We start from the raw sequence: 13548 nt of genomic DNA, 5'->3' as shown, positions 1-13548 counted from the left end.
CGCGACCTCCCCACCTGAGCCGAGTCGCTCCTGCCGGCAGCCTGCACGAGCCGGATCGCTCCCGCCGCAGCCGCCTGTTGCGAGCCTGCGCGCCCGCGCGGGTCAGGACTCGAGGTCGGCGCGGAGCATGCTGTAGAGCACGCCGTCATGCCACCGCCCCGCGCGGAAGCCGACGCCCCGCAGGACGCCCTCGCGCGTGAACCCCGCCTTCTCCAGCGCCCGCTGCTCCGCAACGTTGGTGATCTCGGTGGTCGCCTCGATCCGGTTGACCGTCGAGTGGTCGAACAGGTAGCGGGTGATCAGCCGCTGCGCCTGCGTGCCGTACCCCCTGCCCCGGAACTCCGGCGCCACGATCAGCCCCATCGACCAGTAGAAGCTCGCACGGTCGGCCACCTTCTTGTTCCACGACACGAACCCGGCCCGGTCGTCGCCGTCCGCGATGATCAGGATGCCGCCGTCGTCGCCGAGCATCCCGTGTTCCTCCCAGCGCCGGCGCAGGTGGTGGGGGTTCTGGAAGCCGTACCACTGGAATTCGCCCGTGTTGTCGGGGTCGCTCATGAGGCGACGCAGGAAAGGCAGGTCATGCTCTTCGACGGGACGCAGGCCGGTGGTCATGAACGGGACACCAGGCGACGTACGAGACGTCTGAGCCGCGACTCCTGGAGCGGAGACGCCGTCAGGGCGCCGAGCGCCTCGGCGGCGGACGGCCGCTTGGCGGGGGAGTGGTCGAGCATCCTGCGCACCACCTCGGGCACGTCGGGCCCGTGGGCGTCGGCGCTCGTCGGGAGCTGGCCGGTGAGGAGCTGGTAGGCGATGGCTCCCGCGGCGTAGACGTCGGAGGCGGTCGTCATCCGGTCGGGGCGCTCCTGGCACTCCGGCGCCGCGTAGTGGGCGTCGAGCACGTTGCCCAGCTCGTGGGCCACGGTGTAGTCGCGCGGCCCGGGCTTGGCGTAGTCGAACCCGGTCAGCACCGCGTGCCCGTCGTCGGTGACCAGCACGGACGCGGGCGTCAGCGCCCGGTGGACGACGCCGTTGGCGTGCGCGTGCGCCAGCCCGCTCAGCAGATCCTTGATCACACTCAGCCGGGCGCCCCGGCCCAGCGCCAGGTGCAGGGCCTCGCCGTGCACGTCGTCGAGCACCAGGACGAACCGGCTCTCGTCGTCGATGGCGAAGAAGTCGCGCGGGCGGACCACGCACGGGTGGGGCGGGATGCGGGCCAGGGTCTGGTAGGCGTTGGCGATGCGCTGCCGCTCGGCCGCCCGCGCCTCGTGGTCGGCCAGCGGATCGGCCTGGTAGACCCGGAGCAGCACGGTCTCGCTGCCGGGCAGTGTCACGTTGAACGCCCGATATTCGGTGACCTTGGCGTCGCCGCCGAGTTGCTCCTCGACCTCCCAGTTGCCGAACCTGGGCGGTGCGGTGCTGCGGCGCACGGTCTGGTTGAGCGCGTCGAGGATCGCCGTCATGTACGGCCTCACGTCGGGGCTGCATCCGCGCCTGACCCGTGAGACGTCGCTCAACGTGGCCAGCAGTCCCGGCAGGTCGGTGACGTTGACCGCGTCGCGCCCCGCGGGATCGACCAGCTCGGCGTCGGGAGAGGTGAGCACGACCAGGGAGTCGACGTAGACCCGCTCAAGCTGCGTGGCCTGCGCCACCAGCAGCCCTTTCAGCGCCTTCGCGGTGCCGCGCAGCTTGGCCACGGGGGAGCCGAACGCCTCCCTGCGCGGCGGGAACCAGCGGGTGCCGGACACCTCGATGCGTCCCCGGGTGCCCTTGACGTCGACGACCACGAGCGAGTGGCCGGTCAGCACGATCAGGTCGACCTCGAAGACGTCGTGGCCGCGCGGAAGCTCGACGTTGTGCAGCAGCAACCAGTCGGCGGGCGCGTGATCTCGCAGGTAGGTGATCACCCGCCGTTCGGCGTCGTTGACTGGACGTCCCCCGCCGACGATCTCTGCCATGCGGACCATACTCCCATGGGAACTTATTGACAGCATGTTGCCCTAATGACAGTATGTTGTCATGAAGCTGATCCACCACGCCGTGTACGACACCTTCGCCGACTGGGAGACCGGGCACGCCACCGCCCACCTGCGCAGCGGGCGGTTCCACCGCGAGCCAGGCGGTTACGAGATCGTCACGGTGGGCCCGTCCGCCGACCCCGTGGTCAGCATGGGCGGGCTGCGCGTCACGCCCGACCTCGCGCTCGACCGGCTGGTCCCCGAGGACAGCGCGCTGCTCATCCTGCCCGGCGCGGATCTGTGGGACTCCGGCGACGTGCTGGCGCCGTTCGCGCGCAAGGCCAGGGAGTTCCTCGACGCGGGCGTGCCGGTCGCCGCCATCTGCGGCGCCACGGCCGGGCTCGCCCGCGAAGGGCTGCTGGACGACCGCGACCACACCAGCGCCGCCGTGCACTATTTGCAGGCCCAGCAGGGCTACGCGGGCGCCGACCACTACCTCGACCGTGACGCGGTGCTCGACGGCGACCTCGTCACAGCCGGCCCGACGGAGCCGGTGGCGTTCGCCAGGGAGATCTTCCGGCGGCTCGACATCTACCGGCCCGAGGTGCTCGACGCGTGGTTCCGGTTGTTCGCCAGGAGTGACGCTTCGGCCTTCGAGGTGCTGATGGCGGCATGACCGAGTCGTCCGACCTGCTTTCGGGCCTGGCGCTGGAGGCGTTCCGGCTCAACGGCCAGTTCCTCCAGGTGGCCGAAGGGCTCGCCCGGCCGGCGGGGATGACGGCGGCGTGGTGGCAGGTGCTGGGAGCCGTGCTGCGCGAGCCGCTGCCCGTCGCCGGGATCGCCCGGGTCATGGGGATGAGCAGGCAGGGCGTGCAGCGCGTCGCCGACCTGCTGGTGGAGCGGGGGCTGGCCGAATACCGGCCCAACCCCGCGCATCGCCGGGCGAAGCTGCTCCAGCCGACGGCGGCGGGCCGCGAGTCCATCGCCAGGATCACCCCCGCGCACCAGGAGTTCGCCGACCGCCTCGTGGCCGAACTGGGCGTGGAAACCGCCCACGAATGCCTGGCGGCCGTGCGCCGGCTCTCCTCCGCCCTCCACCACCTCAACGAACACCCCTGACGCGGCGTGCGGCCCCGCGGGTCGGCTCACCGGCCCGAAGAGCGGCCGCGACGGGTCGTTCGGGCGGAGGGCTGTCGCCCCCGTCACGCCGCCGGAGCCGGCGTCACCCGCAGCTTCCAGCGCGGTTTGAACACCGACAACGCCGTCGACGCGATGAGCATGACGATCTGCGCGCCCAGCGCGGCCGTCTGGCTCCACTGGTCCGAGACGACGGCCGCCGTGCCCCCTTCGGTGGCGGCCGCCATTCCCTCCGGATCGAAGAGGAACATGCCCACGCAGATCACGGCCACCAGCAGCCCGAGCTTGACCGCCACCCAGTAATAACGAAACAGCCCCCAATGGCTGGTCAGGCCCAGCGTGATGCCGGTGACCAAGGCGGTGAGGCTGAGCGGTATGCCGCCCGCGAACACCAGGTTCGGCATCAACAGGTAGGCGGCGTGCGCGAGCCCCGGATCGTTTGTCAGCGTCGCCGCGGTGTTCAGCACCACCAGGCCCCACACCTCACCGAGCAGCGCGACCGACACGATGATGTGGATGACCAGGACCGTCTTGCGGATAGGTGGCCGCATCGATCTCACCTGCCTCGGGGATTCGGTAACTCGATGACCATCGTCGCCGCCTCCGCGCGCGCCGCACGTCCGTCAGGAGAGGGCGATCGCGGTACGCCGAGCGGCGTACCGCGATTCCCAAGTTTCGGGTGATCGTTACCTAAAAGGAAGTGAACGGGAGGGCCATCGGCCACGCGGGCAACCAAAACGAATATCCATTCCCGGTCTGCCGGCGGCGCATATATGTGGCGCGTCGGCGAAGAGCGGGAAAATCCGACGCCAAGAAACCGAGGTTTCCCCTTGACCTCCGGGAGGGCATTCCGAGTTGCGGTTTCCGCTGCCTGCCACGATTGTTATGGGCGGCACCTCACAGCCCTGCGAAAACGACTATGGCGCCGGAATTTCCGCGCCTGTCCATGGAGGAAACAAAACATGATCCGTCGCATTCTGGCAGGGGCAGCAATCGCGGCCGCCGCGCTCGGCTTCTCCGCCGCCGGAGCTTCCGCCGACGTCCCCAACCCGCACAATGAGGGGCAGAACATTCTCAGCCAGCTGAGCGCCGTCGACGACCTGACCGCGCTGAACGACGTGCTCAACGACTCGGTCAAGTACAACAACATCCTGTCCGCACTCAACCTCAACGACATCGACGCCAGCGTTCTGAGCAACCAGAAGAACGTCGGCGACGACAACTGACGGCTCCTCACGTGCGCAGGCAGGAAGCCGATCGGCGACTCCCGTTCCGCATAAGGGGAGCCCGCCCTGGCCAAGGTCGTCTTCCTCGTGCCTTGAGGTGAACCGGAGAACGGGTCGTGGATATTCGCGAGTCCACGGCACGGGCTTGGTGGCCGCCGGGCTTTCAGCGCCGCGCGACCCTGGTCGATCACTGCAGGACGACCGGGGCCGCGCGCCAGCGCCTACGCGCGTTCGCCGCCGGCGACGTCGGCCGTGCTCCCACTCGGCCGCACGATCCCGAGGAAGGTGCGCCGGTCGAGCGGATCGATCCGTACGAGAGCGCCGGTGTACGGAGCGTGCACCATCCGCGTCGCGTCCACCGCCACGGCCACGTGCTCGGGCCCGGAGTTGCTCCTGTCGCTGTCGTAGAAGACCAGGTCGCCGGGTTGCACGTCTTCCCTGGCGATCCGCACGCCCGACCGCCACTGCTCGTGCGTCGTCGTGCCGATCAGCACGCCGGCCCGCGCCCACGCGTACTCGGTGAGGCCCGAGCAGTCGAATCCCCTGATCCTGGCCCCTCTCCCGACTCCGTAGCCCGGCCCGTTCACACCGCCGCCGCCCCACGAGTACGGGATGCCGATCATTTCGATCGCCGCCCGAACGGCGATGGCGCCGGCCGGTGAACGCGTCGCGTCGAGGGCCTTTTCTGCCGCCATCCTGCAATGGCCCGGCGAGTGCGCGCCGCATCTTTGGGCGGCCAGCGCGGGCGTGGAATTCATGGCGCCCAGAATGGTCAGGGCCAGTGCGGTCGCCAGCGGCGGCTGTGTTCTTTTCATGGCATATTCAGCGCTCCCGTGACTCGTCGGTGGCACAGCAGGATGTTCCGTCGGGAGCATTCCGCCACTCCTGTGGGGATGAAACACCTTTGGGACATGCGGGGCGCGCGTATGGCGATAAGATGAAAAATCGCGCGCGTCTTACTCCGTATAAATCGGGACAAGTCGGTCTCTGTCCGAACCGGCCGTGAAGGGCGGCCAAGGAAATGGGGCGCGCATTTGACTTCGACTTAGCTAAGCCCGGTTGCGGCGTACCGGTGGGCGCGAGATTGTTATCCACGAAAATCTCGCGACCCTGTGCGAGCGAATCCGAAGACGCGCATTCCGCGCCGATTTCGACCAAGGAGAAGTAGAGAAATGATGCGTCGCATTCTTGCCGGTGCAGCCATCGCGGGCTTCATGCTGGGCTTCTCGGCCACGAGCGCCTCGGCCGACGTCCCCAACCCCTACAACAAGGGCAAGCAGATCCTGAGCCAGCTGAGCGTCGCCGACGACCTCACCGCGCTCAACGACGTCGGCAACGACTCCGTGAAGTACATCAACGTCGGCTCCGCGGGTAACCTGCAGGACATCGACCTCACCATCCTCAGCAACCAGGAGCGCGTCGGCGACGACAACTGAGCCGTCCGAGGCGGTGCCGGCTCCCCACGCGCACGCCTGACATGAGGCCAGGCCGGTAGCCACGAAGCCGTGGCGGCACCTTACCGGGCAGGCCCCTGGTCGGCCGCGGCGCGAGAGAGGGCCCCACCCGCCTCAGCGCCTCCGGACAGGCCGGTCCGTCATGTCCGCAGCCGGCGCGGGCACGCCCGTCCTGTCCGGAAAGCGTTAGCCGTCATAATTTCCCCGTGATTCGGTATTTTTACAGCGAAATTTACATAGCCCCACAAACCTCGTGTAACCTTGGATCTGGTTAACCGCCAGACGCCCTGGCGGTCATACCTCGCAGGGAGCATTTCGGCATACAACCCCCGGAGTTCGTGTTGGGGGGTGCGGGGAGCGTGAGCGGCGTCGAAGAGCTGCTGCTCTATCAGGACGAGCAGCTGAGCATCGTGGTGCGTGCGGCGCCAGGAGCGCCGGACGTCTCGCTGGTCGGCGAGATCGACGCCACCAACAGTGCCGCCCTGGCCAGCGCCCTGACCCGGTGCCGCCGCGGCCCCTACGTCGTCGTCGACACCGGCGAGCTCACCTTCATCGACGTCTCAGGCCTGCGCGTGCTCCTCATGCCCACCGTGCCGCCCTCGCAACGGTGGATCCGCCTGCACAACGTCACGCCGTACCAGCAGCGGCTGATGCGCATGATGGGCTGGTACTACCAGCCCCGCATCCACGCCCCCACCTAGCCCCGGGCGGCGGTGACGACGGCCGCCGAGGTGCCCAGGCCCGTGGGACCGCCGAGCCGCCACCGCGGCGGCGCCTTGTGCCGGCGCAGCGACTTCTCGTCATAGCGGAAACACCCGCGATGCCAGTTGAGAATGGCGGCCAGCCAGTCGCGCAGCTCGGCCACGAACCCGTCGAGATCCCGCCTGGCCTCCGCGTCCAGGCCGAAGTCATCGCAGACGATCGGCAGCTCGTGCTCCACGATGTGCTCGAACTGCCGCACCCGCGACGCCATCAGGTCGCTGACGATGGCCACCGCCGCCGGGTAGTCGCAGCCGAAGAAGTTCTGGACCACCAGGACGCAGTTGTGCACCTCGCCCTCGAACTCGATCTCCTTCTGGTAGGAGAAGATGTCGTTGACCAGGCACCCCGCGTCCATCATGGCGTTCTCCAGCGCCACCATCGGGCCGCTGCCACAGACCTCCTCCGGGATGCCCTTGGTGTGCCGCAGCCGGCACAGGCTCATCGTCAGGTCGGAGCCGAAGGTCAGCCTGCGCATCTCGATGTAGTCGACCGGGTCGGGGATGTGGTGGGCCAGCTCGTTGGCCAGCTCCCACAACCAGCCGTCGCACATGAGTTCGATCGCCGTACGCAGCTTGCGCCGGTCACCGAGCGGCATCGGCGCCGCCGTACGGGCCCACAGGTCGGCCAGCGAGCGCTCCAGCGCGCTCGCGGGCGGCGTCGCCGGCGCGCCGTCGAGCGGCATGAACGCCCCGAACCTGGCCACCGCCACCCTGGCTGCCGCGAGATTGCGCGACCTGCCGAAGACGGCGGGGAAGTAGTCGTCGCCGTACGTGCCCCAGGCCAGCCAGAACGAGGCCAGGTCCAGCTCCTTGGGTGTGGCGTCGGGATGCAGGCCCGCCGCGCAGAGCGGCAGGTCGTAGTCGACCAGCTTCTTCTCGTCCCACACCGCCGAGCCCACCACGCCAGGCTGGGCCTCCAGGATGCCCATCTCCGCGCACCACGTCACGATGTTGCGCCGGGAGGCGTCGAGGTGCGGCGACAACCGGAGCTCGAACGGCACGTAGAGCTCGGGCACGATCGACGGCCCCACCCTCTGGTGCGGCACGTGCGCGAAGTTCCGCAGCCGCTTGGCGCCCAGCAGGTCGACGAGCGACGACATGCCCAGCGGCCGGCTCGCCGTCGCCCGCTTGTTCATGTACCTGCTGGAGCGCATGTGCCACTCGTGCCCGCCCGACTGCCAGTCCTGGAGCCCTTTGACGTACGCCAGCACGCCGGCCGCGCTCAGCGGGTCGATGGCGTTCTCCACGAACAGCGGCCCGAGCTCGGTGCACGTGGTGTGCTCGAACTGGTGCAGCCGCGAGGTCAGCAGGTCGTTGACCGCGTCGGCGGCCTCCTGCGTGGTGCAGCCGAGGAACTTCTCCAGCACCAGTACCCCGTTGCTCAGCTCGCCTTCGTCCCTGACCTCCCGCTCGTACGAGAACAGGTCGTTGCGCAGGTGGACGGCGTCGGAGAAGGCGTCGCGCAGCACCTGCATCGGCCGTGACGCGGCGATCCGCGCCGGCACCTCGGCCCCGACCGCGTGCTCGACCAGCCCCGCCGACCAGGGCGCGCCGCCGACCTTGCGCCGCATCTCGATGTACTCGACCGGGTTGGCCACCCGGCCCTTGTTGATGTTGGCCAGCTCCCACAGCGACTCGTTGAGCAGGTTGCGCGTGCTCTCGGCGAAACGGGACCGCCAGTCGGCGGACATGCCGGGCACCGTACGGACCCACAGGTCGGCCAGCCCTGCCTCGACCGGGTTGGCCGGCTCGGGCATGGACAGGTCGGCGCCCATCGGCATGAAGAGCGGCAGCCGGTCGAGATAGGCCCGTCCGCCCGCCAGGTCGCCGCTGCGTTTGAACACCTCGAGGAAGTGGTCGTCGAAGAAGAAGACCCACACGTACCAGTCGGTGATCAGGCAGAGCTCGGCGCCGTCGCAGTCAGGGTGGGTATAGGCGCACATCAGCGGATAGTCGTGGGCGTCGAGGTCGGCCTCCTCCCAGACGCCCGAGCCTTCGAGCATGCCCATGTCGCGCGCCCACCGAGTGGAGTGGTCGCGCGCCTGCTCAAGATGCTGGTTGAGCCGGGCGGGATACGGCATGTAGAAGTCCGGCAGTTCGAACGGCTGGCTCATGGTCACTCCTTCATCAGCGGGCCACCTCGACGTTCTCCAGCACCCCGAGCGCGTCGGGCACCAGGACCGCCGCCGAGTAGTAGGCGCTGACCAGGTAGGAGGCGACGGCCCGCGCGTCGATGCCGGTGCACCGCACGCTGAGGCCCGGCTCGCGCTCGTCGGGGACGCTGCTCGGGCGCAGGCCGACGACTCCCTGGTCCTCCTCGCCCGTGCGCATGACGAGGATCGAGGTGGTGCCCGCCGGGCTGATCGGGATCTTGTCGCACGGCAGGATGGGCACGCCGCGCCACACGGTCAGCCGGACGCCCTCCAGCTCGGTGCTGCCGGGGTAGAGGCCTGCGGCGGTGCATTCGCGGTGGAAGGCGGCGATGGCCCTCGGGTGGGCGAGGAAATAGCGGGACTTCTTCCTGCGGCAGAGCAGCTCATCCAGGTCGTCGGGCCCCGGAGGGCCGGTGCGGGTGTGGATGCGCTGGCCCGGATCGGCGTTGTGGAGCAGGCCGAAGTCGCGGTTGTTGACCAGCTGGTGCTCCTGCGACTCGCGTACGGCCTCGACCGTCAGCCGCAGTTGTTCCTCGGTCTGGTCCATCGGCTGGTTGAACAGGTCGGCGACCCGGGTGTGCACGCGCAGCACGGTCTGCGACACGCTGAGCTCGTATTCGCGCGGGCCAGGGTCGTAGTCGGCGAACGTGCCGGGCAGCGCGGCCTCGCCCCGGTGGCCGGCGGCGACGGCGATCTCGTCCTCGCCCCACTTGTTCTGCGGTCTGGCCTGGCTGATCCGGTGGCGGGCGAGTTGCGCGCTCACCGCCGGCGACCGGTCGGCCAGCGCGCGCAGCTCGCTCCAGGGCAGGGCGAGCACCGTGCACGCCGTCGCCGCCTCCAGCGTGAACCCCCACGGCCCGCCTTCGCTCCCGGTGTGCTCGCCACCCGCCAGCGTGCCGAGCGCGACCGGGTCGCCGTACGGGCCCGTGCCGACCTTCGCCGCCTTTCCGTACGCGATCAGCAGCAGCTCGTCGGCCGGTCGCCCGGCGCGTACGATCGTCTCGCCCTGCGCGTATTCCCGCTGCTCGAAGCGGCCCGCGAGCTCGTCGAGCGCGGGGTCGCCGGCGAGCCCGCGCAGGAGCGGCAGCTCGGCCAGGCTCGGCGGGACGACGCGGAAGCGGGTGCCCGTGGTGACGAAGCCGACCCGGCCGCCGCCGACCGCGTACGTCAGCCGCCGGTTCACCCGATAGACGCCGGCCGCGACGTCCACCCACGGGAGCACCCGCAGCAGCCAGCGAGGAGAGATCTCCCGCGTCTGCGGAGGCGTCTTGGTCGTCGTCGCGAGCGTGCGGGCCGCCGCCGTGTCGAGGCTCAGCCGCTGGTCGGTCTCCGTCAACACGATCACCACCAATCACTGGGACCCGGAGCGGGTCAGCCGTTCCTGCCGAGCTCGACGTCCTCCAGGAGCCCGAGCGCGTCCGGCACCAGCACGGCGGCCGAGTAGTAGACGCTGACCAGGTAGGAGATGACGGCCTTCTCGTTGATGTTCATGAAGCGCACCGACAGGCTGGGCTGGTATTCGTCGGGGATGCCGGTCTGGTGCAGGCCGACGACGCCCTGGTTCTCCTGGCCGGTGCGCATGAGCATGATCGACGTGGTGCGGGCGCCGGTGACGGGGATCTTGTTGCACGGGAAGATCGGCACGCCTCGCCAGGCCGGCACCCGGTGCCCGTTGACCTCGCTCGCCTGCGGGTAGACGCCGCGCTTGCTGCACTCCCTGCCGAAGGCGGCGATGGCCTGCGGGTGGGCCAGGAAGAACGCGGGCTCCTTCCACACGACGGACAGCAGGTCGTCGAGGTCGTCGGGGGTGGGCGGGCCCGAGCGGGTGCGGATGCGCTGGCCGAAGTCGGCGTTGTGGAGCAGGCCGAAGTCGCGGTTGTTGACCAGCTCGTGCTCCTGGCGCTCGCGCAGCGCCTCGATCGTCAGGCGGAGCTGCTGGTCGAGCTGGCTCATCGGCTGGTTGTACAGGTCGGAGACCCGGCTGTGCACCCGCAGGACGGTCTGCGCCACGCTCAGCTCGTATTCGCGCGGGCTCTGCTCGTAGTCGACGAAGGTGCCGGGCAGGACGGCCTCACCGGTGTGGCCGGCCGACATGTCGATCGCGGCCTCGCCGTAGTCGTTCTGGGCCCGGTCGACGCTGGTGCGCCGGCTCTCCACGTGGGCACGCAGCTCGGGCGAGCGTTCGAGGACCTGCTCGAAGTCCTGGAGGGAAAGCGTCAGCACGGTGGTGGCGGTCTTGGCCCTGGCGGTGAACCCGAACTCGCCGCCGCCCGTCAGGGCCTGCTCGCCGAGGTGGTCGCCGTCGGCCAGGACGCCGAGGTTCTGCTCGTCGCCGTAGGCGCCGCGGCTGACCTTGCCCACCCGGCCGTGGGCGATCAGCACGAGCCGGTCGATCTGGGCGCCCTCGGTCACGATCTTCTCGCCGGCCTCGACCTCCTGTTGCGCGAAGCGATCGGCCAGCGCTTGGAGCACCTCCATGTCGTCGAAACCGCGTAGCACGGGCAATTCGGTGAGCTCGGCCGGGATGACCCGGACGTTGGATCCGGTCGTGCTGAAGGTGATGCGGCCGTCTCCGAGGGTGTAGGTCAGCCGCCGGTTGACCCGGAACACGCCCCCGGAGCACTGCACCCATGGCAGCAGCCGCAGCAGCCACCGCGAGGTGATCTCCTGCATCTGCGGAGGCGTCTTGGTCGTGGTGGAGAGCTGCCGTGCGGCGTCGGTGCTGAGGCTGAGCTGCCCGGCGCCGTCCTCCGGGGCGTGGGACTGGGTCGTTTCTGTCATCGTGCACCACCAATCTCGTTAGGGTTCGCGGGCGGATCTGAGCTCGGGCGGAAGCGAGAACGTGAGGGTCTCCTCCGTCAAGGTCACCTGCTCGACGTCGGCGTATCCGCGGGCGGCGAGCCAGCCGAGTAACTCCTCGACCAGCCCTTCCGGCACGGACGCGCCGGAGCTGACCCCGACGGTCCGCACGCCCGCCAGCCACCGCTCGTCGGCGTCGCAGGCCCGGTCGACCAGGTGGGCCGCGCCGGCGCCCGCGTTGAGTGCGACCTCCACCAGCCGGCGGGAGTTGGAGGAGTTGGCCGAGCCGACGACGATGACCAGGTCGCACCTGGAGGCGATGCTGGTGACGGCCTCCTGGCGGTTCTGGCTGGCGTAGCAGATGTCGTCGCTGGGCGGGTCGGCCAGGCCCGGGAAACGCTCGCGCAGCTCGGCGACGGCCCGCAGGGTCTCGTCGACGGCCAGCGTGGTCTGCGACAGCCAGCCCACCGGCGCCGAGCCGTCGGCTGTCACGTCGTCGGTGCGGGCCGGGTCGACGACGTGGATGCGGCCGGGCGCCTCGCCGACCGTGCCCTCGACCTCCTCGTGCTCGGCGTGGCCGATGAGCACGATCTCGTAGCCCGCCTCGGCCATGCGTACGGCCTCCTTGTGCACCTTCGTGACCAGGGGGCACGTCGCGTCGATCGTCGCGAGCCCGCGCAGCCGCGCCTCCTGCTTGACCGCGGGCGCGACGCCGTGGGCGGAGAAGACGACGAGCGCGCCGTCGGGGACCTCGTCGAGCTCGTCGACGAAGACCGCGCCGCGCCCGGTCAGGTCGCGGATCACGGACGTGTTGTGCACGATCTGCTTGCGCACGTAAACAGGTGGTCCGAAACGATCAAGCGCCTCTTCGACGGTGGTGATCGCGCGTTCGACGCCCGCGCAGAAGCCGCGCGGGGCGGCAAGAAGTACCCGTCCCATCGGGATGCCCCTTCAAATCGTCACTTGGTACGGTGCGCGAGCTGGTCCGCCAGGACGGTCAGCGCCTGCGCCGCCTCCGGCTTGATCTGCGCCGCCGTCAGCGCCGCCATGGCCAGGCCCACGCGTTCCTCGATCATCGACTCGACCTTGGCCGGCGCCCCCGTGTCGGCCAGGATCTGGCGTAGCTCCGCAGCGCGCTCCTCGGACAGCTCCGGGTCGCCGTGCCAGCGTCTGAGATGGGCGAGCTGCGCCGGTGAGGCGTGCTGCACGGCGTGCGCGTACATCACCGTGTGCTTGCCCTCGCGCAGGTCGTCGAGCGCCGACTTGCCCGTCTCCGACGACGTGCCGAACGTGCCCAGCATGTCGTCGCGCAGCTGGAACGCCTCGCCCAGCGGCAGCCCGAAGGCGGAGTAGGAGTCGAGCAGCTCCAGCGAGGCGCCGGCCAGGGCGCCGCCGATCTGCAGCGGCCGCTCGACGGTGTATTTGGCGGTCTTGTAGCGGATCATGGTGAGCGCCTCGTCCACGCTCGCCCCCGAGCGGAGCTGGCCGAGGATGTCGAGATATTGGCCGCTGATCACCTCGGTGCGCATGGCGTCGAACAGGTGGTGCGCGGCGCGCAACCGCGGCGGCTCGGCCCCGCACGACGACAGCAGCGCGTCGGACCACGCCAGGCTGAGCGTGCCCAGCAGGATGCCGCCCGCCTGCCCGAACGCCTCCGCGCCCGGACCTCTGTGCAGCTCCGCCAGGTTTCTGTGCACGGTCGCCCGGCCCCGGCGCAACTGGCTGCCGTCCATGATGTCGTCGTGGATGAGCAGGCCCGCGTGGCACAACTCCAGGGCGGCGCCGGCGCTGATGATCTCGTCGCAGTCGTCGCCGCCCGCGCCGCGCCAGCCCCAGTAACACAGCTGCGGCCTGATGCGCTTGCCGCCGCTCAGGATGAAGTCGGTCAGCAGCCCGTAGGCCGCCTCCACCCCCGGGTCGGAGACGGGAGCCCGCCAGTCGTCGAGGAAGGCGGCCAACCTCTGATCAATGCGTGTCGCGAGGTGGTGCTGGGTGAAGCTCACCGGCATGCGAACGGCTCCTTATCGCTCCGACCGAGTCGCTACCAATAGTTAGTCACC

Annotated in this window: 14 protein-coding genes; 5 read left to right on the top strand and 9 right to left on the bottom strand. The window is 69.7% G+C overall.

Annotation, left to right across the window (positions count from 1 at the left end; translation table 11 throughout):
- Positions 1-102: 102 nt before the first annotated feature.
- Positions 103-615, bottom strand: coding sequence for a GNAT family protein (locus ABGB14_RS34105; RefSeq protein WP_347647964.1), 513 nt, complete (start codon positions 613-615; stop codon positions 103-105).
- Positions 612-1958 (bottom strand): NERD domain-containing protein kinase family protein, encoded by a 1347-nt coding sequence (locus ABGB14_RS34100; RefSeq protein ID WP_347647963.1) that lies wholly within the window; start codon positions 1956-1958, stop codon positions 612-614. The genes ABGB14_RS34105 and ABGB14_RS34100 overlap by 4 nt, the downstream gene beginning before the upstream one ends.
- A gap of 61 nt (positions 1959-2019) precedes the next feature.
- Here ABGB14_RS34100 and ABGB14_RS34095 point away from each other — a divergent pair, with 61 nt between their 5' ends.
- Both ABGB14_RS34095 and ABGB14_RS34090 read left to right on the top strand, forming a co-directional pair.
- Positions 2020-2634, top strand: a complete 615-nt coding sequence (locus ABGB14_RS34095) for a type 1 glutamine amidotransferase family protein (protein ID WP_347647962.1) — start codon at positions 2020-2022, stop codon at positions 2632-2634.
- Complete coding sequence (locus ABGB14_RS34090; protein WP_347647961.1) at positions 2631-3077, top strand: helix-turn-helix domain-containing protein; 447 nt, start codon at positions 2631-2633, stop codon at positions 3075-3077. The genes ABGB14_RS34095 and ABGB14_RS34090 overlap by 4 nt, the downstream gene beginning before the upstream one ends.
- Positions 3078-3160: 83 nt before the next feature.
- Here the strand turns inward: ABGB14_RS34090 and ABGB14_RS34085 are convergent, their stop codons facing one another.
- Positions 3161-3601 carry a hypothetical protein gene (locus ABGB14_RS34085; RefSeq protein WP_347647960.1) on the bottom strand — a complete coding sequence of 147 codons (441 nt, stop codon included), beginning with the start codon at positions 3599-3601 and terminating at the stop codon, positions 3161-3163.
- 456 nt (positions 3602-4057) lie between these two features.
- Here ABGB14_RS34085 and ABGB14_RS34080 point away from each other — a divergent pair, with 456 nt between their 5' ends.
- Entirely contained in the window at positions 4058-4321 is a 264-nt protein-coding gene (locus ABGB14_RS34080; protein WP_347647959.1) for a hypothetical protein, read from the top strand.
- Between the two features lie 221 nt (positions 4322-4542).
- Here ABGB14_RS34080 and ABGB14_RS34075 read toward each other — a convergent pair whose 3' ends face one another.
- On the bottom strand, positions 4543-5136 hold the full coding sequence (locus ABGB14_RS34075; RefSeq protein ID WP_347647958.1) for a C40 family peptidase: 594 nt from the start codon (positions 5134-5136) through the stop codon (positions 4543-4545).
- 360 nt (positions 5137-5496) lie between these two features.
- On the opposite strand from ABGB14_RS34075, the gene ABGB14_RS34070 reads away from it, so the two are divergent.
- Positions 5497-5757 carry a hypothetical protein gene (locus ABGB14_RS34070; RefSeq protein ID WP_347647957.1) on the top strand — a complete coding sequence of 87 codons (261 nt, stop codon included), beginning with the start codon at positions 5497-5499 and terminating at the stop codon, positions 5755-5757.
- 377 nt (positions 5758-6134) lie between these two features.
- Positions 6135-6476, top strand: coding sequence for an STAS domain-containing protein (locus ABGB14_RS34065; RefSeq protein WP_347647956.1), 342 nt, complete (start codon positions 6135-6137; stop codon positions 6474-6476).
- Here ABGB14_RS34065 and ABGB14_RS34060 read toward each other — a convergent pair.
- Genes ABGB14_RS34060 through ABGB14_RS34040 form a run of 5 tightly spaced genes read right to left on the bottom strand, consistent with a single transcriptional unit; the run spans position 6473 to position 13497 of the window.
- Entirely contained in the window at positions 6473-8650 is a 2178-nt protein-coding gene (locus ABGB14_RS34060; protein WP_347647955.1) for a terpene synthase family protein, read from the bottom strand. The genes ABGB14_RS34065 and ABGB14_RS34060 overlap by 4 nt on opposite strands.
- 13 nt (positions 8651-8663) lie before the next feature.
- Entirely contained in the window at positions 8664-10025 is a 1362-nt protein-coding gene (locus ABGB14_RS34055) for a family 2B encapsulin nanocompartment shell protein (RefSeq protein WP_347648088.1), read from the bottom strand.
- Between the two features lie 35 nt (positions 10026-10060).
- The gene (locus ABGB14_RS34050; protein WP_347647954.1) at positions 10061-11470 is read right to left on the bottom strand and encodes a family 2B encapsulin nanocompartment shell protein; all 1410 of its coding nucleotides are present in this window, start codon (positions 11468-11470) and stop codon (positions 10061-10063) included.
- An 18-nt stretch (positions 11471-11488) separates the two neighbouring features.
- Positions 11489-12427, bottom strand: a complete 939-nt coding sequence (locus tag ABGB14_RS34045) for a 4-hydroxy-3-methylbut-2-enyl diphosphate reductase (RefSeq protein ID WP_347647953.1) — start codon at positions 12425-12427, stop codon at positions 11489-11491.
- Positions 12428-12447: 20 nt separating this feature from the next.
- On the bottom strand, positions 12448-13497 hold the full coding sequence (locus ABGB14_RS34040; RefSeq protein ID WP_347647952.1) for a polyprenyl synthetase family protein: 1050 nt from the start codon (positions 13495-13497) through the stop codon (positions 12448-12450).
- Positions 13498-13548: the final 51 nt, after the last annotated feature.

The sequence above is a fragment of the Nonomuraea sp. B10E15 genome, assembly GCF_039871615.1.
Classification (GTDB): domain Bacteria; phylum Actinomycetota; class Actinomycetes; order Streptosporangiales; family Streptosporangiaceae; genus Nonomuraea.
Note: the sequence above shows the minus strand (reverse complement) of the source record. Positions and strands in the feature narration are given on the sequence as shown.

Excerpts from the sequence above, each read along its gene's own strand:
- ABGB14_RS34050 (WP_347647954.1), bottom strand. The coding sequence starts at position 11,470 with ATGACAGAAACGACCCAGTCCCACGCCCCGGAGGACGGCGCCGGGCAG.
- ABGB14_RS34060 (WP_347647955.1), bottom strand. The coding sequence starts at position 8,650 with ATGAGCCAGCCGTTCGAACTGCCGGACTTCTACATGCCGTATCCCGCC.
- ABGB14_RS34100 (WP_347647963.1), bottom strand. The coding sequence starts at position 1,958 with ATGGCAGAGATCGTCGGCGGGGGACGTCCAGTCAACGACGCCGAACGG.
- ABGB14_RS34105 (WP_347647964.1), bottom strand. The coding sequence starts at position 615 with ATGACCACCGGCCTGCGTCCCGTCGAAGAGCATGACCTGCCTTTCCTG.
- ABGB14_RS34075 (WP_347647958.1), bottom strand. The coding sequence starts at position 5,136 with ATGAAAAGAACACAGCCGCCGCTGGCGACCGCACTGGCCCTGACCATT.
- ABGB14_RS34040 (WP_347647952.1), bottom strand. The coding sequence starts at position 13,497 with ATGCCGGTGAGCTTCACCCAGCACCACCTCGCGACACGCATTGATCAG.
- ABGB14_RS34045 (WP_347647953.1), bottom strand. The coding sequence starts at position 12,427 with ATGGGACGGGTACTTCTTGCCGCCCCGCGCGGCTTCTGCGCGGGCGTC.
- ABGB14_RS34070 (WP_347647957.1), top strand. The coding sequence starts at position 5,497 with ATGCGTCGCATTCTTGCCGGTGCAGCCATCGCGGGCTTCATGCTGGGC.
- ABGB14_RS34090 (WP_347647961.1), top strand. The coding sequence starts at position 2,631 with ATGACCGAGTCGTCCGACCTGCTTTCGGGCCTGGCGCTGGAGGCGTTC.
- ABGB14_RS34080 (WP_347647959.1), top strand. The coding sequence starts at position 4,058 with ATGATCCGTCGCATTCTGGCAGGGGCAGCAATCGCGGCCGCCGCGCTC.
- ABGB14_RS34095 (WP_347647962.1), top strand. The coding sequence starts at position 2,020 with ATGAAGCTGATCCACCACGCCGTGTACGACACCTTCGCCGACTGGGAG.